The sequence below is a fragment of the Rahnella sp. EDr1-12 genome (genome assembly GCF_049206505.1).
GTDB lineage: Bacteria > Pseudomonadota > Gammaproteobacteria > Enterobacterales > Enterobacteriaceae > Rahnella > Rahnella rivi.
The window spans coordinates 936,997-960,719 of record NZ_JBLZNY010000002.1; the positions used below are offsets into that span (position 1 = coordinate 936,997).

The window sequence follows — 23,723 nt, forward strand, 5'->3', positions numbered from 1 at the left end:
GCCACGGGTCTAACTGCCGCGATAGGTCGAGTAAGAATACGGGCTGATCAACAGCGGCAGATGGTAATGATCCTGACTGCCGTCGAGCATCACATCAATAATGGCCGAGTGATACAGCGTCGCGCGGCCGGTCGCGGCGAAATACGCGCCGATATCCGCACACAGCCGGTAATGCCCGGAGGCGACAGGTTCCGGCGTTAATTTCGCGGCGCGGCCATCGGCATCGGTTTGGGTTTCGCTGATGAGCGTTACGTTCTGCCCGTCAAGGCTTTCCAGCCAGACGCGCACGTTGGCCGCAGGCTGCCCTGAGGAGGTATCGAGAATGTGGGTGGTGACTTTCGTTTTAGAAACCGTGGTCATTATTGGAAAATCTCCTTTAAGCGCAGCAGGGTAATTTCTTGGAGTTGTTGCGCCGTTTCCTGATCTTCAGCGTCCGGCGAATTTTCAAGACGGCGTTGCAGATTATGCAGAATGTCTTCAGAACTGCGCCCTTTGGCGCGGATCAGAAACACCCGTGCGAAACGTTGTTCATAACGCAGGTTCCCCTCGTGCAGCGCATCGATGACCGCCTGCTGGCTGATATTGAGCGTCGCCTGTTCGCCACGGGAAAGCTGTGCTTCCTTACTGGCACCGCTGGCACGCTCGCCAATGCGCGGGTGCGCCGACAGTGCACGGGCGATGTCATCCGGCTGCCAATGCTGACAGGCTGCTTCGGCGCATTGCATCAGGCGTTGCGTCGAAGAATAAGGCCGTGCGTCAGTGAGTTGCGTCGCCCAGGACGGAATATTCACCAGCGGGCGCAGCAGCGCAACGGCTTCGAATTCAGACAGCGCGTTAAACTCATCCAGCGTCATAAATGCCCTTCTTTAAAACTCAGCACGGTGTTGATATACGCCTGCACCGCATAAGCCACGTCGCCGGTGGTGACGGATTCATCGGGATGATGGCTGATACCGTCTTTACAGCGCACAAACAGCATGCCGACCGGCCAGCATTCGGCGATAGCAATGGCGTCGTGCCCCGCGCCGCTTGGCAGCGACATCGCCTGCCCCTGTAAGTGTAAAACACTTTGATTAAGACGATGCTGCAAACCGGCGTCGCAGGCGGTGGCGCGGATGCCGTAAAACTGTTCGGCCGCGAAGGTCAGCCCGCGACGCGCCGCGATATCCCGGCCTTTCGCCAGCAGCGTTTCCAGTAAAGCGGATAAATCCTCATCACGGGGGCCGCGCACATCCAGCGACAGTTTCACCTGCCCCGCAATGACGTTGACCGCGCCCGGCAGGCATTCCAGCGTACCGACGGTCGCCACCAGATTGCGGCCTGTGGCGGTGGTGATGCTTTCAATCGCCAGCGTCCATTCGGCGGCGGCAGTCAGGGCGTCCTGACGCTGCCCCATCGGCACGGTGCCGGCATGGCCGGCGTGACCGGTAAATTCACAATTAAGACGACGCGCGCCGTTAATCGCCGTGACCACACCGAGCGGCACATTGGCCGTTTGCAGGCACGGGCCCTGCTCGATATGCAGTTCCAGATAAGCGCAAAAATCGCTGACCGCACGCTGTGACGCGCCGATTTTCAGCGGATCCAGCCCGGCGTTGTGCATCGCCTGTGCCACCGTGATGCCCTGCGCATCCTCGCGTTCCAGCCACTGCGCGGGCCAGGTGCCGGTCAGCCCGCGGCTGCCCAGCAGCGTGATGCCAAAACGCGTACCTTCCTCATCGCAGAAGCCGACAATTTCCACCGCCATCGGCAAACGGATGGCGTTCTGATGCAAATGCGCCACCACTTCCAGCGCGGTGAGCACGCCGAGCGGGCCGTCGTAACGCCCCGCGTTGCGCACGCTGTCAAGATGTGAGCCGAGCAGCAGAGCAGGTGCTGACGCATCAAGCCCTTCATAGCGCCCGCAAATATTGCCGACGCTGTCCTGCCAGACGCGCATACCGGCCAGCGCCATCCACTCCCCCACCAGACGGTTGGCCTGCAAATGTTCTGCCGAGAGATACACGCGGGTCAGTTGCCCCGGTGTTTCACTGATGGCGGCCAGTGCGTCGCAGCGCGCCATCACCCGTTCAGCGGCCAGTTTTGCGCTGCCGGAAACCGCAGCCAGCGTAAAGGCTTCTGCCATTACTGACCTCCTGCGTAGTGATCCCACGCAGCCTGCGCCCCTGCGCCGTATTTCGACGCAAAGCCCAGACGGTTAAGCACCGCTTCCAGCGCCACCAGTGTCTGCAATACGCAGTCTTTACGGGCGTTGTAGCCCATGGTGCCGATACGCCAGATTTTCCCAGCCAGCGGGCCAAATGAGGTGCCGATTTCGATACTGAAATCGTTAAGCATCATCTGACGCACCTGTTCGCCATGCACGCCCTGCGGAATGACCACGCCGAGCACGTTGTTCATGCGGTTATTGAGGTCACCGAACACCTCCAGCCCCATTCCCTGAATACCGGCCAGCAGCGCGCCGCCGTGCAGTTTGTGACGGGCGATGCCGGTATCCAGCCCTTCTTCCAGAATGATGCGTGCGCATTCGCGCGAGGCGAACAGCATACTGGTGGCTTCGGTATGGTGGTTCAGACGCTCCGGCCCCCAGTAATCCATGATCATGCCCAGATCGAAATAGTTGGAGTAGATCATCTCTTCGTCGCCGTCGGCGTGGTCGGCGGTACGGATACCTTCCTCCACGCATTTACGGCGGCGGATTTGTTCTTCAAAGCGCGGACTGATGGTCACCGGTGAGCTGCCGGACGGGCCGCCGAGGCATTTTTGCAAGCCGGCTGACACGGCGTCTAAACCCCAGGCGTCGGTTTCCAGCGGGTTGCCGCAGAATGACGCCGTGGCGTCTGAATAGAACAGTACGCCGTGGCGGCGGCAGATTTCGCCCAGCTGTTCCAGCGGCTGCAACATGGTGGTGGAGGTATCGCCCTGCACGGTCAGCAGCCAGCGGGGTTTCACCGATTTAATCGCATCTTCGATTTGCTGCGGATCAAACACTTCGCCCCACGGCACTTCGACGGTGTGCACTTCGGCACGGCAGCGGCGGGCAATTTCACACAGCAGATGACCGAAACGGCCAAACACCGGCACCAGCACTTTGTCGCCCGGACGGATACCGGAAAGCAGCACGGCTTCGATACCGGCGCGCGAGGTGCCGTCGATCAGGAACGTCCACTGGTTTTCGGTTTTATACAGCGCACGGTACAGCGCCATGACTTCGTTCATGTAACCGGTCATCACCGGATCATATTGCCCGACCAGCTGGCTCGCCATCGCCCGCAGCACGCGCGGATCGGCATTGATCGGCCCCGGCCCCATCAGCAGACGGGTCGGCGGGTTGATTTGTCCGGGAGAGATGAAATCTGACATAGTGGATCCTTTAATTTCTTTAAGAACTGATACCCAATAGATTTCAATGCGCAGCAAGGCGGCAATTGAACGAATCCCCGTTCACTTTGCTCACTCAGTGACCGGGGTGAGAGAAAGCAGCCAACGCCGCTTCACACTGAAAGAGGCAGCGTCTCTTCATTTAAGCCGCGTACGGAGGCGATAAACTGTTTCAGCTCGGGAGTTTGCGGATTGGAAAACAGCGCCCGGCTTTCGCCCTGTTCCCACACGGTGCCCTGATGCATAAACACCACGCGGTCGCCCACTTCACGGGCAAAATTCATTTCGTGCGTCACCAGCACCAGCGTCATGCCCTCTTTCGCCAGCTGCTCGAGCACTTTCAATACTTCGCCGACTAATTCCGGATCCAGCGCCGAAGTGATTTCATCACACAGCAGCACTTTCGGGTTCATCGCCAGCGCACGGGCAATCGCCACACGTTGCTGCTGGCCGCCGGACAGGTTCGACGGGTAATAATCCATGCGATCCGCCAGGCCGACTTTCGCCAGCATCTGTGCCGCCAGTTCGCGGCATTCGGCGGCGGACTTTTTCAGCACGCGGCGCGGGGCCAGCATGACGTTTTCCAGCGCGGTCATGTGCGGGAAAAGATTGAAACTCTGGAACACCATGCCGACGGAACGGCTGATATCACGCGCCTGCGAATCGCGGTCGGTGATGGTCATGCCACCCAGTTTGATGCTGCCTTCCTGATAGCCTTCCAGCCCGTTTATGCAGCGCAACAGCGTGCTTTTCCCGGAGCCGCTGCGGCCAATGATGGAGATCACTTCACCGCTGTCGATATCCAGATCCACACCTTTCAGTACGTGGTTCTGGCCGTAAAATTTTTGAACCTGATTAATTGTGATCAACGGCATTACTGTTTATCTCCACGCAACGATTTCTCTAAATGCTGGCTGTAACGCGACAGCGGGTAGCACATCAGGAAGTAGCCGAGCGCCACGAGTCCGAACACTTTGAAGGGTTCGAAGGTGACGTTGTTGAGCATCGTGCCCGCTTTGGTCAGCTCGACAAAACCAATAATCGACGCCAGCGCCGTGCCTTTCACCACCTGAACGGAAAACCCGACGGTCGGTGCGATGGCAATCCGCAGCGCCTGCGGGGTGATCACCCGCCATAATGTCTGGCCGAAATTCAGGCCAAGGCAGCGCGACGCTTCCCACTGGCCTTTCGGTAACGCGGCAATGCTGCCACTCCAGATATCCACCAGATACGCGCTGGTGTAGAGGGTCAGCGCCAGCGCGGCTGCTGTCCACGGGCTGACGTTGATGCCAAACAGCCCGAGGCCAAAGAATGCCAGAAACAGCTGCATCAGCAGCGGTGTGCCCTGGAAAAGCTCGGAATATAAGCGCACAAAACGCGACGGCCAGCGGCGTTTGGTCAGGCGCATCAGCAGCAGCGGTAACGTGACCAGCGTGCCACCGACAAACGCGGTCAGCGACAGCAACAGCGTCCAGCGCGCCGCCAGCAACAGATTGCGCACAATGTCCCAGTCAGTGAAGGTCATCATCAGTTTTCACTCCCAAAGAAGCGGCGTCCGGCCAGCAGCAACAGCTGACGCATCGCGACCGACAGCATTAAATAGAACAACGTGGTGACCAGATACACTTCGAAACTGAGGAAAGTGCGTGACTGAATTAAGTTGGCCGCAAACGTCAGTTCTTCATAAGACACCTGCGATACCACGGACGATCCGAGCATCACGATAATGCACTGGCTGACCAGCGACGGATAAATACGTTTCAGCGACGGCGGCAGCACGATGCGCAGAAAGGTCTGGCTGCGCGTTAATCCGAGCACGCGCCCGGCTTCCCACTGGCCTTTCGGCGTCACCTGAATACCGGCGCGGATGATTTCCGTGCTGTACGCGCCGAGATTAATCAGCATCGCCAGCAGTGCCGCCTCACCGGCGGTCATTTTCAGACCGATGGCGGGCAGACCAAAAACAATGAAAAATAGCTGCACCACAAACGGCGTATTACGGATGGCTTCGACATAAACGCCCCACACCGCCCGCAGGGTTTTATGGTTGCCGCAGCGAATGGCCGCGCCGCAGATACCGATCGCGACGCCGCCAATCGTTGCCATCACCGTCAGCTCAATGGTGATCCATAAGCCGGCCAACAGCTCCGGCATATAAGGCCACAGCGCGCTAAAGTTAAGCTGATAGGTCATGAAAGATCTCCGTGAAAACGTGGATTACGCGCCGATGGACGCCGGAAGCGGAGCCTTCATCCATTTTTCGGACAGCGCGTTGAGCGTCTTGTCTTTCACGCCTTCGGCAATCAGTTCATTCACTTTGTCTTTCAGCGCCGGTTCGTCTTTACGCAGGCCAACGAAGCACGGCGAATCTTTCAGCATCACTTTCGACTCAGGCGCTTTGGCCGGGTTCATACGCGCAATTGCCGCCACCACCAGGTTACCGGTAGCAATGTATTCCACCTGACCGGACAGGTACGCCGACAGCGTGGTGTTGTTATCTTCGTAGCGCTGAATTTTGGCGTCTTTAGGTGCCACATCGGTCAGCGCCAGATCTTCCACCGCGCCACGGGTCACGCCGATGGTTTTGCCGGACAGTGCTTTCAGATCCGCCAGTTTGTCGCCTTTCGCGCCAAATACGCCGAGGAAGAACGGTGCGTAGGCGTTGCTGAAATCGATCACTTTTTCACGCTCGGCGTTTTTACCGAGGCTGGAAATCACCAGATCCACTTTATCGGTTTGCAGATAAGGCACACGGTTGGCGCTGGTCACCGGCACCAGTTGCAACTTAAGTTTCATTTTATCGGCCAGGTATTGCGCCATATCGATGTCATAACCTTCAGGTTGCAGATCTTTTCCCACCGAACCAAACGGCGGGAAATCCTGAGGCACGGCCACGCGCAGCACGCCGCGTTTCTGAATATCCTGCAACTGATCGGCCATCGCGCCGGATGCCTGAAGCACCAGCATTGCAGCACCTGCCCACGCCAACAGCCGTTTGTTCATGTTCATAGATTATCTCCGGTGAAAGGTTTTTGGAACGATAGATTCTTATAAACATGACTCTGCAACGAATGTGCCAAAAACGTTTCAGCGGAAAAATTGTGCGCTAAGTCACGGTACGACAAGGGATCAGACGAATACGGAGGCATTCAGAAGCGTTTTTTTTGCCCTGTATCAGGGCAAAAAGAAGGTAATACGGAAAAGCAGGATGCACTGAAATTGTGCGAAAGCACCAGAAAAGCGCTCAATTTGTTCTGTAAACGGGAATCAGCGCTGCTCCAGCTCATCCAGATCGGTATACAGATCGCTAATCTGATGAATGCGCTGACGGCCCGAGGCCAGGGTATCGTGCAGTAACGCATTGCTGAGAAGATTCGCCAGACTCATGGCGGAGGAATAGCTGTCAAACGCCGAGACGCTGTCGAGCGGTGCGGCCAGATGCCAGGCGGCCAGCGGGATAAGCGTCTGCGCCTGCGGCTCGCAAATCAGCAGCACCGGCACGCCAAGCGACTGCAACTGCGTGAGAATCGCTTTCGCCATACGCGGCCTGCGGCGGAAAGCGACGAAAATCACCACGTCCTGCGCGGTGAGATCCACCAGTTCTTCCGCCAGCGTTTGCCCTGGTTGCGGCATCATCATCACCCCTGCGCGCACCTGAATCAGCTGCTGGCGCAGGTGCAGCGCCACCGGATAGCTGTTGCGAAAGCCCAGCAGACGCACCTGCCGCGCCTGACTCAGGGCGGTGATCAGCGCGCCAAACTGAGCGCCGTCGATCTGGTTAATCCACTGGGTCAGATTAGCCATTTCCTGCTTATAGTGGCGGGATAACAGGGTGTTGCCCTGCACCGCGTCGCGGCTGTCGGTCAGCGGCATCCCGCTCTGGCGCAGGGTGCGCATTTCATCGCGCATATCGCGATAACTCGGGTAGCCGAGACGCTTAAACAGGCGGCTGACCGTGGCCTTCGACACGCCGCTAAGCCGCGCCAGCTCTGCGCTGTTGTAGCTCATCAGATCATCGATACTGGCAAATATAAAGTCGGCGACGCGCTGTTCCTGCGGCGTCAGCTCTGCGTAATGATCCCGCAGACGCTCATCAATTTGTTTCATCTCACCGCCTCTGTAACCAATGTTTCAGCACCTATCATGGCATGCACTATGCTTGCCAATGCAAGCGAAATTATGCAGGAAAGCGTGAGAAATCTGCCGATGTGGAACACCTCTTGCTTAACGTTATCCCTACGCGCCCAAAACCCTGCAAACACGGGCAGCATAAAAAAGCGTCTCAAAAAGGACATCGCATGATTAACAGTAACAGCGCACCGCTCGGTATGGCGGTGACGCCTCATCACCTGGCAAGCCAGAGTGCGCTTGCGGTATTACGTGAAGGCGGCAATGCCATTGAAGCCATGGTCGCCGCCGCTGCCACGATTGCCGTGGTGTATCCGCACATGAACGGGCTCGGCGGTGACGGTTTCTGGCTGATTGTGCCACCGCAGGGCAATCCGGTGGCCATCGACGCCAGCGGTGCCGCCGGATCGCTGGCATCGATCGGGTTCTACGCCGGTGAAACGCATATTCCGCATCGAGGCCCGAAATCTGCCCTGACCGTCGCGGGCACCGTCGGCGGCTGGCAGGAAGCGCTGAACATTTCCGCTGAATTTGGCGGCGAGCAAAAACCCCTGTCGCGCCTGCTGCGCGATGCCATTCGCTATGCGGCCGACGGCATACCGGTCACCGCCTCTCAGGAAGCCGCCACCCGCGCCAAACAACACGAACTGAAAGACATCCGCTCATTTACCGACGTCTTTCTGCCAAACGGCGAAGTGCCGCGCGCCGGCAACCGCTTTACCCAGCCGCAGCTGGCGCAGACGCTCTCCATGTTGTGCGAAGACGGACTGGGCAGTTTTTACCGTGGCGAACTGGCCGACAGCATGGCCGCCGACATGGAAAAACTGGGTATGCCGGTCACCCGTGCCGATCTCGCGGCGTATAAGCCACAGCGCCGCGTGCCGCTGCGCCTCAAACACAGCAAAGGCGAAATCTACAACCTGACACCGCCGACGCAGGGGCTGGTTTCACTGGCGATCCTCGGCCTGACTGACCGTCTGCCGCTGGAAGGCATGGACGAAAGCGCCACCATTCACAGCATCGTCGAGGCCACCAAACTGGCGTTCGGCCTGCGCGATCGTTTCATCACCGACCCGCGCATGATGACGCAGGACGCCCAGAGCCTGCTGGATCCGCAGTATCTCGATGCTCTCGCAACCCGAATCAAACCCCACAGCGCCGCCGACTGGGGCAAAGGTAAAGGCCCCGGCGATACGGTCTGGATGGGCGTGATGGACAGCAGCGGGCTGGCGGTGTCGTTTATCCAGAGCATCTATCACGAGTTTGGCAGCGGTGTCGTGCTGCCGGAAAGCGGCGTGCTGTGGCAAAACCGCGGCGCCTCTTTCAGCCTCGATCCCGATCATCTGCTGGCGCTGGCGCCGGGCAAACAACCGTTCCACACGCTGAACCCCGCCGCCGCACGTTTATACGATGGCCGCACGCTGGTGTATGGCTCGATGGGCGGCGACGGACAACCGCAAACGCAGGCGGCAGTGTTTATCCGCCACGTGGTGCAGGGGCAATCCTTACAACAGGCGATCAGCGGGCCGCGCTGGCTGCTGGGCCGGACCTGGGGCGAAAGTTCGGATTCCCTGAAACTGGAAGGCCGCTTCGACTATCTGACACAGGCCGGGCTGAGGCAGCGCGGCCACGACGTCGAATTATTACCGGATTTCAGCGAGGCCGTCGGCCATGCTGGGGCGATTGTGCGCCACACCAACGGCATGTTTGAAGGTGCCTCCGACCCGCGCAGCAACGGCAGCGCCGCCGGATTTTAATCAGAGTTCGCTCATAAGAATGGATAAGGAAGCAACATGAAAACGCCACCCGCAGCGACCGACTGGGCCGCTTATGTCCGTCAGATGGAGTCCGTTCTGGCACTGGATCTCGACGACGCGCGTCGTCAGGAATTGCTGATACAGTTCAGCCGCATCGCGCAGATGGCGCAACCGCTGATGGATTTACCGCTCGATTCGCGTCTGGAAATCGCCGGGGTGTATCGCGCATGAAATCGTTCGATCATTTCACCATCAGCCAGCTGCACCAGGCCCTCACACGGGGCGAGCTTTCCGCCACGGAAATCGCCACCGCGACGCTCAGCGCCGTTGAACAGGCCAATCCTGTCATCAACGCGTATACGCATATCACCCGCGAACGCATGTTGAGTGAAGCAGCAAAAGTGGATAAAACCCGTGCCAGCGGCGCAACCTTATCGCCACTGGCCGGCATTCCCTACGCGGTGAAAAACCTGCTGGACGTGGCCGGTGAGGTGACGCTGGCAGGTGCGAGCCTTAACAGCAGCAACGCCGCCGCACGTCATGATGCGTGGACAGTTTCACGCCTCGCCGCACAGGGCGCGATGCTTTCCGGCATGCTGAACATGGATGCGTACGCCTACGGTTTCACCACGGAAAACAGCCATTACGGCGCGACGCGCAACCCGCGCGATCTGACCCGTGTAGCGGGCGGTTCGTCCGGCGGTTCTGCCGCCGCGGTGGCCGCCGGTCTGGTGCATTTCACGCTGGGCAGCGACACCAACGGCTCGATCCGCGTGCCCGCCTCCCTGAGCGGCATTCTCGGCCTGAAACCCACCTTCGGGCGGATCTCACGCAGCGGCAGCCAGCCATTTGTCGCCAGCCTCGATCATCTTGGCCCGATGGCGCGATGCAGCGAGGATTTATCACAGGTGTATGACGCCATTCAGGGCACCGATCCGCAGGATCATTTTCAGGCAGACAAACCTAACACCGAGACGTTTTCTCAGTTAAAACGCGGCCAGCAAGGTTTACGCACCGCGGTCCTCGGCGGCTATTTCTCCACCTGGTGCGACGGCCACGCCAAAGAGGCGGTGCGTCAGATAGCCCAAGCGCTGGAGGCGCAGGAAGAAATTGATATGCCGCAGGCTGAACTGGCCCGTTCCGCCGCGTTCATCATCAGCGCCTCGGAAGGGGGCAATCAGTATTTGCCAAAACTGCGCAGCATTGCGCAGCAGTTTGAACCGCTTTCCCGCGAGCGTTTGCTGGCCGGGGCGATGATCCCGGCGGCCTGGTACGTGCAGGCGCAGCGTTTCCGTCATCAGTTTCAGCAACAGGTGTTGCCATTGTTTGACCATTGGGACATCTTGATTGCGCCAGCGACGCCGTGTCCGGCGACGTTAATCGGTCAGGAGACGATTCACATCAACGGTCAGGATCTGCCAACGCGCGCCAGCATGGGTATGCTGGCACAGCCGGTTTCGTTCCTTGGTCTGCCGGTGGTGACCGTTCCCGTGACGACGGCAACAGGCCTGCCGATAGGATTACAACTGATTGCACCGCCGTGGCGGGAAGACCTGTGCCTGCGTGCTGCGTGGGCGCTGGAGCAACAGGGCATCGTGAACGTCAGCAGTTCTCCGGTGATGTATACCTGAATTAACAGGCCACCGTTTTCCAGGGTAAAGAGAGTAAACATGAAAACTGACAATATTGACCGCCCGGCGATCCTCGCCGAAATGAACGCGGCATTTTATCGTTATGAGCAGGCGCTGATCACCAATGACACTGCGGTTCTCGACGAGCTGTTCTGGCACGATCCGCGCACCGTGCGCTACGGCGCAGGGGAAAATCTTTACGGCATCGACTCCATCCGCGCATTTCGCGCCGCCCGCCCGGCGCAGGGTCTGGATCGCGAACTGATCAACACCACCATCACCACCTTTGGCGATGACATGGCGGTCGCCAGCACCGAGTTTCGCCGCGAAGGGACCGACCGTGTGGGGCGTCAGCAGCAAACCTGGGTGAAGATGGCAAGTGGATGGAAGATTGTGGCAGCCCATGTGAGTCTGATGGTTTGACCGAACCAATGGGCGGTTCAGCTTTGGAGAGTTGAGGAAACTGTTCTTTTTCCAGGATTGGACGGGGGAAGTTTCGGTTTCTCAATTGCGGTGATCACTTGTCGCGCTGCGCCGAAACCGCCCAAAAGGGGCCAGGACGGGCCCCTCTTGGATCTCTCCCCGCTTTTTCAACACGCGCTCTGTTCGCTGGCTATGTTTCAGAGATCACAGAGACAGGCTGCAAACTCTCATTCAGCAATGGTGTTGAGCGCGCTTTGAAGGTTTTTTAAAACATTTCGTCGGCAAAAACATTCCCTTTCTACGACTTACATTCGTTACATTTTTTTCCTGCGTAATGCCTTCCAGTCTTATAATTAGCCTCTTTTTTAAAATTTTCTTCGGTGTACAGTTCTTTTGCTGCGGGGAAACCTATACAAAGCGACCAATGGACACGGCGAAAAAGGAATGGGTTATGTACTCAGAACACGATATTTCAGTTCTTAAAAAAATGACCATAACAGAATACAAAGTTGAAACGATGCGCCAGTTAAAAGCATCGTATGACCAGGCTAAGCGTAACGGCACGCTGCGAACCCGTCATGTGACCAGCCAAAAAACAGAGCGTTAACTGTTAATTTTCGATCACCTTAACATCCCACTCACTTTGTTTAATTTATGAATTCATCGTGGGTGAGGTTACGAAGTAAAGGTTTCGGGCCGATTCAGAAATCTTGCCGAACGGAGCGGCCTGAAGACCTAAGGCTTCAGGACCGAGAGAGGGCACCGCGCAGCGGCAAGATTTCCAGCCTGTCGCTGCGGCTGCTGAAACATAGCCAGCGAGCGACAGCGCACAGTGAAAGAGCCCGGGATTCTTAAGGGGTGCGGCGATAGGCGCCCCTTAAGGCCAGTTTGGGTGGCAACCCAAGGTTTTGAATTTGAAATTGAATGTCGAGATTAAACACCGAAATGTTTAACCCAGTGATCCGCTATTTCCTGCCGCTTACAAACCCAAACGCGTTCATGCGATTCCACGTAATCCAGAAACCGCTGCAAAGCCCTGAACCGCCCCGGTCGGCCAAGTATCCGGCAGTGCATCCCGATCGACATCATTTTGGGTGAGGTTTCACCCTCTTCATACAGCACGTCAAACGTGTCTTTCAGGTAGGTATAGAACTGCTCGCCGGTGTTGAAACCCTGCGGGGAGGCAAAGCGCATGTCGTTGGTTTCCAGCGTGTACGGGATCACCAGATGCTGTTTTGTCTCACCATTTTCCAGTTTGACCGGTGTCCAGAACGGCAGGTCATCGCCGTAGTAATCGCTGTCATACTGGAATCCGCCCGATTCGGCCACCAGCTGGCGGGTGTTCGGGCTGTCGCGGCCGGTGTACCAGCCGGACGGCGCTTTGCCGAATAAATCGCGCAGCACGGTGACGGCTTTTTGCATGTGCTGCGCCTCTTCGGCTTTGCTCATGTCCTGATAGTGGATCCAGCGCCAGCCGTGGCTGACGACATCGTAATCCGCCGCTTTGATGGCATTGACGATTTCCGGGTTACGCGCCAGCGCCATCGCCACGCCGAAAACGGTCAGCGGCAGGCCGCGTTTTTGAAACTCATTGTGGATGCGCCAGAAACCGGCGCGGGAGCCGTATTCGTACAGCGAATCCATCGACATATGCCGGGCAGGGAAACTGGCAGCACCGATGATATCAGACAGAAATTGCTCGGAACCGGCGTCGCCATGCAACACGTTGTTCTCTGCGCCCTCTTCATAATTGAGGACAAACTGCACCGCGATGCGGGCGTTGCCCGGCCAGTTGGCGTGCGGCGGGCGTCCGGCATAGCCGATCAGGTCACGCGGATACGCGTCGGTAAAACCGTGCTCAACATCAGACATAGTGATCTCTCAGATTCAGTCCGGCAAATCGACCAGACAGGGTTTTTTCCAGCGGATAATCCAGATCGCCGTGTTTACTGGTGGTCAGGCGCAATGCGGCCAGTGACTCCACCATTTTGACTGCCGCGCTGACGCCGTCGATCACCGGAATGTTCAGCTCCAGCGTCAGTTCCTGCGCCAGATCGGCCATGCCGCCGCAACCGAGCACGATCGCCCCGCTGCCGTCGGATTTTTTCGCCGCGATACACTGTTCACGCACTTTTTCCTGCGCCAGACCGCTGCCGTCTTCCAGTGATAACACCGGCAGATCGATGGCATGCAGCGCTGCGCAGTGGCGTTCAAAACCGTACTGATGCAGCAAATGCCGGGCGATGGTCAGCGTGCGCGGCAGGGTCGTCACGATGGAAAACCGTGTCGCCAGCATGGTCGCCAGGTGCATCGCCGCCTCCGCAATACCCACCACCGGCCCGCGTGCCAGCTCGCGCGCGGCCAGTAATCCGGGGTCGCCGAAACAGGCAATAATGTGCCCGTCAGCACCGGCATCCCGCCCCGCCTTCACCTGTTGTAAAACGCCCAGCGTGGCAATCGCCTCATCAAAATGCCCTTCTATAGACGGTGCCCCCTCTTCAGGGCAGACGGCCAGAATCTGTGTCTCCGGCGCGGCCACCGAGCGGGCCGTTTGCGCCATCACTGCGGTCATCGCCTGGCTGGTGTTCGGGTTGATCAGTTGTATACAAAGCGCGCGCGACATCAGCGTTTCTCCTCATTGTTGGCTGTCCGTTGCGAGGAAAAGATCTGCGCGAAATCGGGCATCTGCCCCTTGTTCTGCTCAAAACGCAGGCTGGAAACAATGCTGTCAAAGTGCTGCGCCATGCTCGCGGTCAGCGCGGTGACATCGCGCTTTTTCAGCAAGTCGAGAAGATCGTCGTGATCGTGACAGCGGCATCCCTGCTGCCACGGCGCGCCCCAGGCGGCAATGGCGAGGGAAGACCGCAGCGTCAGCTGGGAGACAGATTCGGTCAGCACTTTATTGCCGGAAATGGCCTGCAGCTGGACATGAAAGGCGGCAGAAAGGCGGATTGCGGCCTCACCATTGCGTTCTTCGTGGGCACGCTTTTCTTCCTGCACCAGCTTTTTCATGGCCACCAGATGGGTGGACTGACAGCGGGCGATCACCAGCGGCAGGTTGGCGCATTCGAGAATTTTACGGGTGGCGAAAACATCGCGGGATTCTTCAGCGTCCGGCGTGGTGACGTGCGCACCACGCTTGGGCAATAACGTCACCAGTTGCACTGCGGCAAGGCGTTGCAACACACGGCGAATGCCGGTGCGGCTGACGGAAAACACGTCCGCCAGCGCTTCTTCCGGCAATTTACTGCCCGGTAACAGCTGATGTTCGACGATCGATTTCACCAGCGCGTTATAAATATGGTCGTCCTTATCCTCGGTAAAATAGGCCGTATTCAGCCCGTTCCAACTGGTCATTGCCGTTACTCCGTATACCGTTCGTGTATTAATCGTATACATGAAATAGATTTTTTGTATACAAAAAGTGAAGTTTGGCCTGATTCATGCAGTGCTCCTGTGACTGCTTTCATCTTTTGGCAGCCGGAGATCCGGCTTCCGACTTTCACATGTTGTTTATGACAGGAGCACGATTTATGCCAAATCAGGAAATCACCTCCGCCACGGCGTCTTCTGAACAGAGCGCCGGGATCATCAAGCCTTATTACAGCCCGCGGCTGTGCAATGATGATTTAGCGCCAACGCGTCACCAAAACTGGAGCTGGTACAACATCTTTTCTTTCTGGATGTCCGATGTGCACAGCATGGGAGGCTATGTGGTGGCGGCGAGTTTCTTCACACTCGGGCTGACCAGCTGGCAGGTGCTGCTGTGTTTGTTATGCGGGATTTGTATTGTGCAGATTTGCGCCAACCTGGTGGCGAAACCGAGCCAGCAGGCCGGTGTGCCTTACGCGGTAATTTGCCGTCAGGCGTTTGGCGTGTTCGGGGCAAACATTCCGGCGGTGATCCGCGGGCTGATCGCCTTCGCCTGGTACGGCATTCAGACCTATCTGGCCGCCAGCGCGCTGATGCTGGTATTGCTGAAGTTTTTCCCGTCAATCACTCCGCTGACCGTGCCGCACTGGCTGGGGCTGTCGGCGCTGGGCTGGATCTGCTTTGGCATTATGTGGGTGTTACAGGCCATGGTGTTCTGGCACGGCATGAGCGCGATCAAACGCTTCATCGACGTGGCGGGCCCGGCAGTGTATGTCGTCATGCTGATGCTCGCGGGCTGGATCTTGTATAAAACCGGCCTGAGCAATATCTCTTTCACGCTGTCGACTAAAACGCTGACCGTCGGCCAGCAGGGCTGGGAAATGCTGACGGCCACCGCGCTGGTGGTGTCTTACTTCTCCGGCCCGCTGCTGAACTTCGGCGACTTCTCGCGTTATGGCAAAAGTATGAGCGAAATCCGTCGCGGTAACCGCTGGGGCCTGCCGTTTAACTTCCTGCTGTTCTCCATTGTGACCGTGGTTATCGTGTCAGGGACACAATCTCTGTTCGGCCAGATGATCACCGATCCTATCGAAACGGTCAGCCGCGTGGGCAACAGCGTGGCCGTGGCGCTCGGCCTGCTGACGATGATCATCGCTACCATCGGGATCAATATCGTTGCGAACTTTGTCTCGCCGGCTTTCGATTTCTCTAACTGCTCGCCGCAAAAAATCAGCTTCCGCACCGGCGGGATGATCGCGGCCGTCGGCTCTGTTCTGCTGACGCCGTGGAACCTGTTCCAGTCACCGGAACTGATTCACTACACGCTGGACGTGTTGGGGGCGTTTATCGGGCCACTTTTCGGGATTTTGCTGGTGGATTATTACCTGATCAAACGCGGCCAGATGGATGTCGATGCGCTGTTCAACGCCACACCTTCCGGACGTTACTGGTACCGCAACGGCTTTAACCCGAAAGCGATCGCGGCGCTGGTGCCTGCTGTGGTGATTGGTTTGGTCATCAGCTTTACACCGGGCCTGCATCAGGTGGCGAACTTTAGCTGGTTCATTGGCGCACTGTTGTCCGGTGGCTGTTACCGATTTATTGCACGTCACGATCGTGTAAGCCGCCATGAGCTGGGGTATCTGAAAGCCGAAGCGGAATAAACAGAACAGAGAAGGAAGGAAAATGCCAGGACGGCAGAAACGACGAAGCCCTGAGTGATTTCTCACTCAGGGCTTCTGAATAGTGGCGGAACGGACGGGGCTCGAACCCGCGACCCCCTGCGTGACAGGCAGGTATTCTAACCAACTGAACTACCGCTCCGCGTTTTGTTCTGGTTAAGAACGGAGCGGATAGTAAGGAATCCCCGCGACGCCGTCAATGCTTTTTCTCTCGTTTTCAAACAACTGCACAGTTTTTCTGCATCCTGCATATTTTAAGTGCAACCGCCTGAAAAATTCGGCTCAGGAACGCCACAAACAACTGCCGCCTTTTTTCACGACCAGATCAAGACGCTCTTCATGCCACGCCAGCTCCTGCTCGCTGGCGTTGATCACTTTGAGGCCGGACGCCGGACGCGCGATCCGCTGGATCCCCTGCCCGTCCGCACCGGTGTTTTGCTCACCTTCGTGGGTAAACTTGATGCTGGTCTGGCCGCCGGTCATCATCAGATACACTTCGGCCAGGATTTCGGAGTCAAGCAGTGCGCCGTGCAGCGTACGTTTGCTGTTGTCGATCAGGTAGCGATCGCTCAGGGCATCGAGGTTATTACGTTTGCCGGGAAACAGCTTACGCGCCATCGCCAGACTGTCGGTGATTTTACAGAACGTCTCGGTTTTCGGCAGGTTACGGCCCAGCATGTCGAACTCGTAATCCATAAAGCCGATATCGAACGTCGCGTTGTGGATGACCAGTTCGCCGCCACGAATGTATTCGATAAAATCGTCCGCGACCTCGGCAAACGTCGGTTTGTCGGCGAGGAATTCATCGCTGATGCCGTGAACGCCAAAGGCTTCCGGGTCGATCAGGCGATCGGGCTTGAGATAAACGTGAAAATTGCGGCCGGTCAGGCGGCGGTTCACCACCTCAACGGCACCGATTTCAATAATCCGGTGCCCTTCGTAATGGACGCCGAGTTTGTTCATACCGGTGGTTTCGGTATCGAGAACAATCTGTCTGGTAGGAGAAGAAATCATATTGCAGTGCTCGCAGCGCTCGTTTATGTCAGACTTGGCTTTTACATTTGATGGAAGAGTCTACCAGAGATGACCAAACAGGTAGAAATTTTCACCGACGGCTCCTGCCTGGGCAATCCCGGCCCCGGCGGTTTCGGTGCGATTTTACGCTATAAGCAGCATGAAAAAGAGTTCAGCGCCGGTTTCCGGCTGACCACCAATAACCGCATGGAAATGATGGCGGCAATTGTGGCACTGGAAGCCTTGTCCACGCCGTGCGAAGTCACGCTGAGCACTGACAGCCAGTATGTGCGCCAGGGCATTACCACCTGGATCCATAACTGGAAAAAACGCGGCTGGAAAACAGCGGATAAAAAACCGGTGAAAAACGTCGATTTGTGGAAGCGTCTCGACGCCGCCATTCAGACACATCAGCTGAACTGGATGTGGGTGAAAGGCCACGCCGGTCATCCGGAAAACGAACGCTGTGACGTGCTGGCAAAAGAAGCGGCGGGCAATCCGACGCTGGAAGATGTCGGTTATCAGGCCGAGAATTAACGCCGCAGGAACCACACCCTGTCCCCGCCGCCCCTCATCAGAGGGACGGTGTAGTGTTTTAGTCCCGATGTTCTTCCCGGTAACTCTTCGTTGCCCCCACCGCCTGGGGTATTTTTTGTTTCTGCGCGGGCACTTTTTTCGCCATCGGCGTCAGCGGGAAAGTCCGCTTGCGCGCAATAATCAGCGTCATACAGCCCAGCGCGGGCAGATGCGTACTCAGCAGTTTCCCCCCGTTTTTTCTCCACGGCAGTACATGAAAACGCCGGTGAACCATCACTTCGTAATTCAGTAAAGACAGCCAGTCAAGTAACCGCATTTGGGTGAACAGGCGGCTGCTGTAGGGCTGACGTTTGCGAAAGAACGGCATCAGTTTGCCCAGCCCCAGCAGGCTCAGGGGATTGAAGCTGCTTAACACTATCCAGCCATCATCAATCAGCACGCGATCCACTTCACGCAATATGCGGTGCGGGTCTTCGGCGTAGGCCAGCGTATGGCTGAGCAGGCAGGCATCGACAGATTTTGCAGCGAACGGCAGAGAGTAAGGGTCGCCTCTGACGTGCATCCCTTCTCCCTGCGAGGCGAAATTGACCTGATGCGAAATAGGACAGGCTTCGGCATTGAGTTCGGCACTCAATGCGCCGATTTTCAGCAGGTGAAAACCGTACAGTTTTCCCCACCAGGGTTGCAGTTGTTGCTCAAGCGCGGCACGGTAGTAGTCGCCGCACGGGATTTCATCCCATGAAGCCGGAGCAACAATGTTCTTACGGGCGCGGGCGGGTCGCATATTTTATTATCTTCTTTCAAGCAGTTGCCAAAGAGAGGTTGCCATGAATCTTATCAGTATTCCTGCGTTACAGGACAATTACATTTGGTTGCTGGATGACCAGAAAGGGCATTGTCTGATCGTCGATCCGGGCGAAGCGGCGCCGGTATTGGCCGCGTTAAAATCGCACAATTTAACCCCTGATGCGATCCTTCTCACCCACCATCATCATGACCATGTGGGGGGAGTAAACGAGATTTGCAGCCATTTTCCTGCTCTGAAAGTGTACGGACCTCACGAAACTGAGAACAAATTTAGTCAGATTAGTCTTAAAAACGGTGACAAATTGGAAATTGGCGGTCTGGAATGGCAAATCTTTGCTACCCCCGGGCACACTCTCGGTCACATTTCATACTATAGCGCACCTTATCTTTTCTGCGGGGACACGATGTTTTCAGCCGGATGCGGCCGTTTGTTCGAAGGGACCCCCGAACAAATGTACCAGTCGTTTCAACGGTTAGCTGCACTGCCTGACGAAACATTCGTCTGTGCCGCGCATGAATATACTCTCTCAAATCTTAAGTTTGCGCGGTCCATTTTGCCCGAGGATCATGATATTCATTCTCATGAGCACAAAGTGCAACAAATGCGCGAAAAGGGACAATCTTCCCTGCCTTCTACCCTCGGTCTTGAACGGAAAATTAACCTATTTTTACGATGTGATGATCTTGATTTACAAAACAAATTAAACCTTAACGATCCCTTAAAACCCGCCTGGCACGTTTTCGCCCATTTAAGGGCTCTCAAGGATAGCTTCTGAACCCAAAGGTTGTGTTTTTCTTCTTAGCAAAGTATTATCGCTCGTCTTTTAAGCAACTATGACACACACATGAAGGCATATGCGATCCTAATAATCGCCTCCATGTTGCTCACCGGTTGCCAGGCGTCCAGGCAGGGCGCGAAGGTACCCGAGCAACATGCACAGAGTTTGTCTTCAGCAAGTCAAAGTGAAGAAGCAGGACAGTTCACAGGTGATGGCCGAGCGGCCTCTGGGGGATGGTTGGATGGAAACGACGCCGCCTCTCAGCAAAACCTGTGGAACTTCATTGGCGACGAGCTGAAGATGAAGGTTCCGGATAACCCCCGGATCCGCGAGCAAAGAGTTAAATATTTAAAACATAAGAGCTATCTCCACGATGTAACATTACGGGCAGAGCCGTACATGTACTGGATCACCGAGCAGATTAAGAAACGTAAGATGCCGATGGAACTGGTACTGCTACCCATAGTGGAGAGCGCTTTTGACCCCAAAGCAACCTCATCAGCTAACGCTGCTGGGTTGTGGCAGATTGTGCCGCAGACGGGTCGCAACTATGGTCTGAAACAAAACCAGTGGTATGACGGACGCCGCGATGTTGTTGCTTCGACGACTGCTGCGCTTGATATGATGCAACGCCTGAACAAGATGTTTGGCGGCGACTGGTTACTGACCGTGGCTGCGTATAACAGTGGTGAAGGCCGCGTGATGCAAGCGGTGAAAGCGAATAAAGCAAAAGGTCGACCTACGGATTTCTGGTCTTTGGCACTGCCGCGTGAAACATCGATTTATGTTCCGAAGATGTTAGCGCTGAGTGACCTCTTAAAGAACAGCAAGAAGTATGGCATCAACCTGCCGAAACCGAGTGAAGACCGTGCTCTGGCGCGTGTTGAAGTCGGACAGCAAATGCAATTAACGCAGGCCGCTGAAATGTCAGGTATGTCACTGACCAAGCTGAAGTCGTTTAACACTGGCTACAAGAAGAATGTGACCGCGCCGAATGGCCCGCATTACATTGTTCTGCCGAAGGCGCATGCCGACCAGTTAAAGGATTCTCTGGCTGATGGCGATATCGCCGCAGTGCAGCAAACCCAACTGGCCAGCAACACTCCGTCAGGGGCAAAACAGTACAAGGTTCGCTCCGGCGACAGCTTGTCTGGTATTGCAGCCCGACTGAATGTGAAAACCCGTGATCTACAGCGTTGGAACAATTTGCGCTCAGCAGGCGCGTTAAAAGTTGGGCAAACACTGCAGGTGGCGGATAACAGCGTCAGCGATACCAGCGTAAACGGTGGCAGCATCACTTATCAGGTACGTAAAGGCGATTCGTTGTCGAGCATTGCCAGGCGTCACGGCGTGAACATCAAAGATGTCATGCGCTGGAACGCGTCAGCAGACAACCTTCAGCCAGGCAAAAAGCTAACGCTGTTTGTTAGCAACAAAATGAGCCCGGAAACCTGACAGGTTTGGACCATAAAAAAGCACCCTGAACATTCCGGGTGCTTTTTTTTATCCAAAATTTGGGAAGGGCTTTTTTACTGCACCAGAGGTTTACCGGCCAGAAACTCTACGCGCAGCGGATTATGGTCAGACGCACGGGTTTCCATGACGGAAGCGTGAGTCACGCTCAGGTCGCGATAGAAGATGAAATCGAGCGGTCTGCCAAAGGCGCGTTTGCGGTAATCCGCCGGGAAACGCACTTCTTCCAGATGAATATTTCCCGCAAAACCAAACAGCGCGTTGATACGTTGTTTGCTCCAGGCATTGAAATCCCCCGCCATGATCACCGGCCCTTTATGATTCGCAATCTGCTCACCAATCGGGTCAAGTTGCTTGCTGTAAACGTCGATCCCAATACTGAAATTGACCGCATGAATGTTTACAACCATCAGCAGACGGCCATCCAGTAACGGATAGACGGTGACTAATGCCGATTTTGCCAGCCTGAGCAGCGGCTCACGCTCACGCAGAGGGCAACAATAGACCGGGTGTGCCGCAGACAGTGTCATCACGCCAGAGGGGTGCTGAGGCAGCATAAACGCAGGCACCTGATCGGCGGCCAGATAGTTGGACGTGGCATAACGGATCAGTTCCGGAGTGGTTTGCGCTTCCTGAAGTAATACCAGTTGCGCATCTTTGCCGAAATCACGCAGGACTGACAACCAGTCAGCACGCTGCTGTTTGAAGATATTCCACACCATGACGCGCAAAATATTCGAGTTGGGAAGTGCGGCACCCGGCGGCAAATCTGGCCCCAAATGTGCGAGGGCGCCTGGGAAAATTTGCTCAGCGGGCTGACCTGCCACATACCTCATTGCATATGTTTTTTTTCGCACGCTAATCGCCTGTTCACTCATTCAATGATGCTATGTGAGAGATCATCTCTCAACGAAAGTTCAGTATACGCCCGCAGGCGCTCAGGCCAAATCTGTTTACAAGGGTATACAACCCGCCTGTTCCCCTAAAGGCTAGCATAAAAAAAGCCCCGCCCATCACCGGACCTGATTCGATGGCGGCGTTGATCTGCTTGTGCTTAAATGACAGAAATAACCAAAGTATCAGATGATTTATGCTGGAGTAACATCAATGCGAGCCAGTTCTGAAGAGTTGATGACCTTTGTGACCGTGGTGGAAAGTGGCAGTTTTAGCCGTGCGGCGGAACAGCTTGGGCAGGATAATTCAGTCGTCAGCCGGACGCTGAAACGGCTGGAGCAAAAGCTTGGGATCACCCTGCTTAACCGAACTACGCGCCAGATCAGCCTGACGCATGAAGGCGAACGGTATTTTTTTCGCGTGCAGAAAATCCTGCATGACATGGCTGCCGCCGAAGACGACTTACTGGAAAACCGCGACGATCCGCAGGGATTGCTGCGCGTAGACGCCGCCACGCCGGTGATCCTGCACGTCATTACCCCGCTGGTGGCTGAATTCACCGAACGCTTTCCGAAGATGTCGCTGGCGCTGTTTTCTTCCGAGAGCAACATCAATCTGATCGACCACAAAGTTGATGTGGCGATCCGCGTCGGTGAGCTTGAGGATTCAAGCCTGCGCGCCCGCAAACTGATGCTCAGCTACCGCAGCGTGCTGGCCTCGCCGGAATACCTGAAAAAATGGGGAACGCCGGACAGCGTCGACGCGTTACTGAAGCACCGTTGTCTGGGGTTTAACGAAGTGGTCGCGCTGAACAAATGGCCGCTGCTGTGCGCCGATGGCCAGCAACTGACGATCACCCCGTTTATCAGTTCCGGCAGCGGCGAAACGCTGCGCAGGCTGTGTTTGCAGGGCAACGGTATCGCCTGTCTGTCGGATTTCATGACCGATGAAGATGTGCAGCGCGGGGATTTAGTCAAACTGCTGGTGCCGGATGTCATGCGCATCGCGATGCCGCTGCACGCGGTGTATTACAGCGACCAGCGGGTCAGTACCCGGATTCGGAGTTTCATTGATTTTTTAAGCGAGAAGCTCGGGGATTCTGACAGGAAATAATTCGCGATCAGGTGATGCCGGTTTCGCGGAAATGTCGGTTCACCGGCTCCCGGCATCAAAGGAAGTCCAGTCGCGCTGACGCTGAGAAATAAGCATTTCGCTGGCGGGTTCAAACCGGTATTCCTGCGGCGCCCCGGCGCCTTGCGGAACGGCCACCGCGCTCATCACCGTGCCCCGCCTTCCACACCATAACCGGCTGCCGGTCGCTGGTTGTGAGGTAAAACGTCTTGCGGCGGGGTCGAGACGAAGGCGGTCCATTTGCCAGACGCTTGCGCCCTGCTGTTTCAGCCACGCCTCACGTAAACACCAGAGCTGCCAGAAGGCAGTCTGCGGATCGGTCTGCTCTACCATCCACCGGAATTCGCCAGCGCTGAAGGCCGCCTGTGCGATAGCCAGATAACGCGGACGCGGGCGCATCTGCTCGACGTCGCATCCGGTTTGTCCGGCGTCGCACAGAACCAGTTGCAGACAGTTTTTACTGTGGCTGAGGGAAAAATGCGGCAGGGAGGGATCGACAAACGACGGTTTGCCCGTGGCGGAAATCTGCATAGCGGGCAGCATCTCACAGCCTTTAAAAGCCCACATCGCTTGCGCCAGCAGCGCCCTTCCCGCAAGCCATTGCTGCCTGCGGGCGGGGTTCATGCTTTCACTTCGCGCGAGGAGGTCTGCGGGCAAACGCGACAGCGGGAAGCGGTCGTTCAGCTGTGCCGTCACGAAATACGCAGACGTCAT

General features: G+C 56.6%; 26 protein-coding genes and 1 tRNA gene. 10 read left to right on the plus strand and 17 right to left on the minus strand.

Going from position 1 to position 23,723, the window contains the following annotated elements; translation table 11 throughout:
- Positions 1 to 9: 9 nt before the first annotated feature.
- From uraH to ACO0U8_RS13665, 9 genes are all read right to left on the minus strand, one after another.
- The gene (gene uraH, locus ACO0U8_RS13625) at positions 10 to 360 is read right to left on the minus strand and encodes a hydroxyisourate hydrolase (RefSeq protein WP_421670972.1); all 351 of its coding nucleotides are present in this window, start codon (positions 358 to 360) and stop codon (positions 10 to 12) included.
- A complete protein-coding gene (gene uraD / locus ACO0U8_RS13630; RefSeq protein ID WP_421670973.1) occupies positions 360 to 854 on the minus strand; it encodes a 2-oxo-4-hydroxy-4-carboxy-5-ureidoimidazoline decarboxylase in 495 nt (164 codons plus the stop codon). Before uraD ends, uraH begins: the two co-directional genes overlap by 1 nt.
- Entirely contained in the window at positions 851 to 2,125 is a 1,275-nt protein-coding gene (gene hpxK / locus ACO0U8_RS13635) for an allantoate amidohydrolase (protein ID WP_056781552.1), read from the minus strand. The genes uraD and hpxK overlap by 4 nt, the downstream gene beginning before the upstream one ends.
- Complete coding sequence (locus ACO0U8_RS13640; protein ID WP_217204661.1) at positions 2,125 to 3,363, minus strand: pyridoxal-phosphate-dependent aminotransferase family protein; 1,239 nt, start codon at positions 3,361 to 3,363, stop codon at positions 2,125 to 2,127. Before ACO0U8_RS13640 ends, hpxK begins: the two co-directional genes overlap by 1 nt.
- Before the next feature lie 131 nt (positions 3,364 to 3,494).
- Positions 3,495 to 4,256: an amino acid ABC transporter ATP-binding protein gene (locus tag ACO0U8_RS13645; protein WP_421670974.1), complete on the minus strand. Its 762-nt coding sequence runs from the start codon at positions 4,254 to 4,256 to the stop codon at positions 3,495 to 3,497.
- Entirely contained in the window at positions 4,256 to 4,906 is a 651-nt protein-coding gene (locus ACO0U8_RS13650) for an amino acid ABC transporter permease (protein WP_122097357.1), read from the minus strand. The genes ACO0U8_RS13645 and ACO0U8_RS13650 overlap by 1 nt, the downstream gene beginning before the upstream one ends.
- A gap of 2 nt (positions 4,907 to 4,908) precedes the next feature.
- Positions 4,909 to 5,574: an amino acid ABC transporter permease gene (locus tag ACO0U8_RS13655; RefSeq protein WP_421670975.1), complete on the minus strand. Its 666-nt coding sequence runs from the start codon at positions 5,572 to 5,574 to the stop codon at positions 4,909 to 4,911.
- Between the two features lie 24 nt (positions 5,575 to 5,598).
- Positions 5,599 to 6,384: a transporter substrate-binding domain-containing protein gene (locus ACO0U8_RS13660; RefSeq protein ID WP_056781677.1), complete on the minus strand. Its 786-nt coding sequence runs from the start codon at positions 6,382 to 6,384 to the stop codon at positions 5,599 to 5,601.
- Between the two features lie 264 nt (positions 6,385 to 6,648).
- On the minus strand, positions 6,649 to 7,488 hold the full coding sequence (locus ACO0U8_RS13665) for a MurR/RpiR family transcriptional regulator (RefSeq protein WP_056781567.1): 840 nt from the start codon (positions 7,486 to 7,488) through the stop codon (positions 6,649 to 6,651).
- 191 nt (positions 7,489 to 7,679) lie between these two features.
- On the opposite strand from ACO0U8_RS13665, the gene ACO0U8_RS13670 reads away from it, so the two are divergent.
- The 5 genes from ACO0U8_RS13670 (at position 7,680) to ACO0U8_RS13690 (ending at position 11,927) form a co-directional block, all read left to right on the plus strand.
- Positions 7,680 to 9,266 carry a gamma-glutamyltransferase family protein gene (locus ACO0U8_RS13670; RefSeq protein ID WP_122097356.1) on the plus strand — a complete coding sequence of 529 codons (1,587 nt, stop codon included), beginning with the start codon at positions 7,680 to 7,682 and terminating at the stop codon, positions 9,264 to 9,266.
- Positions 9,267 to 9,302: 36 nt separating this feature from the next.
- Positions 9,303 to 9,497, plus strand: coding sequence for an oxalurate catabolism protein HpxX (gene hpxX, locus ACO0U8_RS13675; protein WP_056781572.1), 195 nt, complete (start codon positions 9,303 to 9,305; stop codon positions 9,495 to 9,497).
- Positions 9,494 to 10,897, plus strand: a complete 1,404-nt coding sequence (locus ACO0U8_RS13680; RefSeq protein WP_421670976.1) for an AtzE family amidohydrolase — start codon at positions 9,494 to 9,496, stop codon at positions 10,895 to 10,897. The genes hpxX and ACO0U8_RS13680 overlap by 4 nt, the downstream gene beginning before the upstream one ends.
- Before the next feature lie 39 nt (positions 10,898 to 10,936).
- On the plus strand, positions 10,937 to 11,320 hold the full coding sequence (gene hpxZ, locus ACO0U8_RS13685; RefSeq protein ID WP_056781578.1) for an oxalurate catabolism protein HpxZ: 384 nt from the start codon (positions 10,937 to 10,939) through the stop codon (positions 11,318 to 11,320).
- Positions 11,321 to 11,771: 451 nt separating this feature from the next.
- Positions 11,772 to 11,927, plus strand: coding sequence for a hypothetical protein (locus tag ACO0U8_RS13690; protein ID WP_168734181.1), 156 nt, complete (start codon positions 11,772 to 11,774; stop codon positions 11,925 to 11,927).
- A gap of 326 nt (positions 11,928 to 12,253) precedes the next feature.
- Here ACO0U8_RS13690 and puuE read toward each other — a convergent pair whose 3' ends face one another.
- The 3 genes from puuE to ACO0U8_RS13705 are packed head-to-tail and all read right to left on the minus strand — an operon-like array spanning position 12,254 to position 14,677.
- Positions 12,254 to 13,192: an allantoinase PuuE gene (gene puuE / locus ACO0U8_RS13695; protein ID WP_056781581.1), complete on the minus strand. Its 939-nt coding sequence runs from the start codon at positions 13,190 to 13,192 to the stop codon at positions 12,254 to 12,256.
- Positions 13,185 to 13,943: an aspartate/glutamate racemase family protein gene (locus ACO0U8_RS13700; RefSeq protein ID WP_421670977.1), complete on the minus strand. Its 759-nt coding sequence runs from the start codon at positions 13,941 to 13,943 to the stop codon at positions 13,185 to 13,187. The genes puuE and ACO0U8_RS13700 overlap by 8 nt, the downstream gene beginning before the upstream one ends.
- Positions 13,943 to 14,677, minus strand: coding sequence for a GntR family transcriptional regulator (locus tag ACO0U8_RS13705; protein ID WP_056781586.1), 735 nt, complete (start codon positions 14,675 to 14,677; stop codon positions 13,943 to 13,945). Before ACO0U8_RS13705 ends, ACO0U8_RS13700 begins: the two co-directional genes overlap by 1 nt.
- A gap of 176 nt (positions 14,678 to 14,853) precedes the next feature.
- Between ACO0U8_RS13705 and ACO0U8_RS13710 the strand changes: the two genes are divergently transcribed.
- Positions 14,854 to 16,356, plus strand: coding sequence for an NCS1 family nucleobase:cation symporter-1 (locus ACO0U8_RS13710; protein WP_056781589.1), 1,503 nt, complete (start codon positions 14,854 to 14,856; stop codon positions 16,354 to 16,356).
- 83 nt (positions 16,357 to 16,439) lie between these two features.
- On the opposite strand, the gene ACO0U8_RS13715 is transcribed toward ACO0U8_RS13710, so the two are convergent.
- Positions 16,440 to 16,516 (minus strand) — tRNA-Asp (locus ACO0U8_RS13715).
- A gap of 140 nt (positions 16,517 to 16,656) precedes the next feature.
- Positions 16,657 to 17,388 carry a DNA polymerase III subunit epsilon gene (gene dnaQ, locus ACO0U8_RS13720; RefSeq protein WP_056781591.1) on the minus strand — a complete coding sequence of 244 codons (732 nt, stop codon included), beginning with the start codon at positions 17,386 to 17,388 and terminating at the stop codon, positions 16,657 to 16,659.
- 69 nt (positions 17,389 to 17,457) lie between these two features.
- On the opposite strand from dnaQ, the gene rnhA reads away from it, so the two are divergent.
- Positions 17,458 to 17,925: a ribonuclease HI gene (gene rnhA, locus ACO0U8_RS13725; protein WP_056781594.1), complete on the plus strand. Its 468-nt coding sequence runs from the start codon at positions 17,458 to 17,460 to the stop codon at positions 17,923 to 17,925.
- Positions 17,926 to 17,983: 58 nt separating this feature from the next.
- Here rnhA and ACO0U8_RS13730 read toward each other — a convergent pair whose 3' ends face one another.
- Positions 17,984 to 18,709 (minus strand): class I SAM-dependent methyltransferase, encoded by a 726-nt coding sequence (locus ACO0U8_RS13730; protein ID WP_122097352.1) that lies wholly within the window; start codon positions 18,707 to 18,709, stop codon positions 17,984 to 17,986.
- Positions 18,710 to 18,752: 43 nt separating this feature from the next.
- On the opposite strand from ACO0U8_RS13730, the gene gloB reads away from it, so the two are divergent.
- The gene (gene gloB / locus ACO0U8_RS13735) at positions 18,753 to 19,508 is read left to right on the plus strand and encodes a hydroxyacylglutathione hydrolase (protein WP_056781599.1); all 756 of its coding nucleotides are present in this window, start codon (positions 18,753 to 18,755) and stop codon (positions 19,506 to 19,508) included.
- A 69-nt stretch (positions 19,509 to 19,577) separates the two neighbouring features.
- Positions 19,578 to 20,966: a murein transglycosylase D gene (gene mltD / locus ACO0U8_RS13740; RefSeq protein ID WP_056781602.1), complete on the plus strand. Its 1,389-nt coding sequence runs from the start codon at positions 19,578 to 19,580 to the stop codon at positions 20,964 to 20,966.
- Between the two features lie 74 nt (positions 20,967 to 21,040).
- Here the strand turns inward: mltD and ACO0U8_RS13745 are convergent, their stop codons facing one another.
- Entirely contained in the window at positions 21,041 to 21,841 is an 801-nt protein-coding gene (locus ACO0U8_RS13745) for an endonuclease/exonuclease/phosphatase family protein (RefSeq protein WP_072158198.1), read from the minus strand.
- A gap of 250 nt (positions 21,842 to 22,091) precedes the next feature.
- Here ACO0U8_RS13745 and yafC point away from each other — a divergent pair, with 250 nt between their 5' ends.
- Complete coding sequence (gene yafC, locus ACO0U8_RS13750) at positions 22,092 to 22,991, plus strand: DNA-binding transcriptional regulator YafC (RefSeq protein WP_421670978.1); 900 nt, start codon at positions 22,092 to 22,094, stop codon at positions 22,989 to 22,991.
- A gap of 39 nt (positions 22,992 to 23,030) precedes the next feature.
- On the opposite strand, the gene ACO0U8_RS13755 is transcribed toward yafC, so the two are convergent.
- Positions 23,031 to 23,723: a 4'-phosphopantetheinyl transferase family protein gene (locus tag ACO0U8_RS13755; protein WP_421670979.1), complete on the minus strand. Its 693-nt coding sequence runs from the start codon at positions 23,721 to 23,723 to the stop codon at positions 23,031 to 23,033.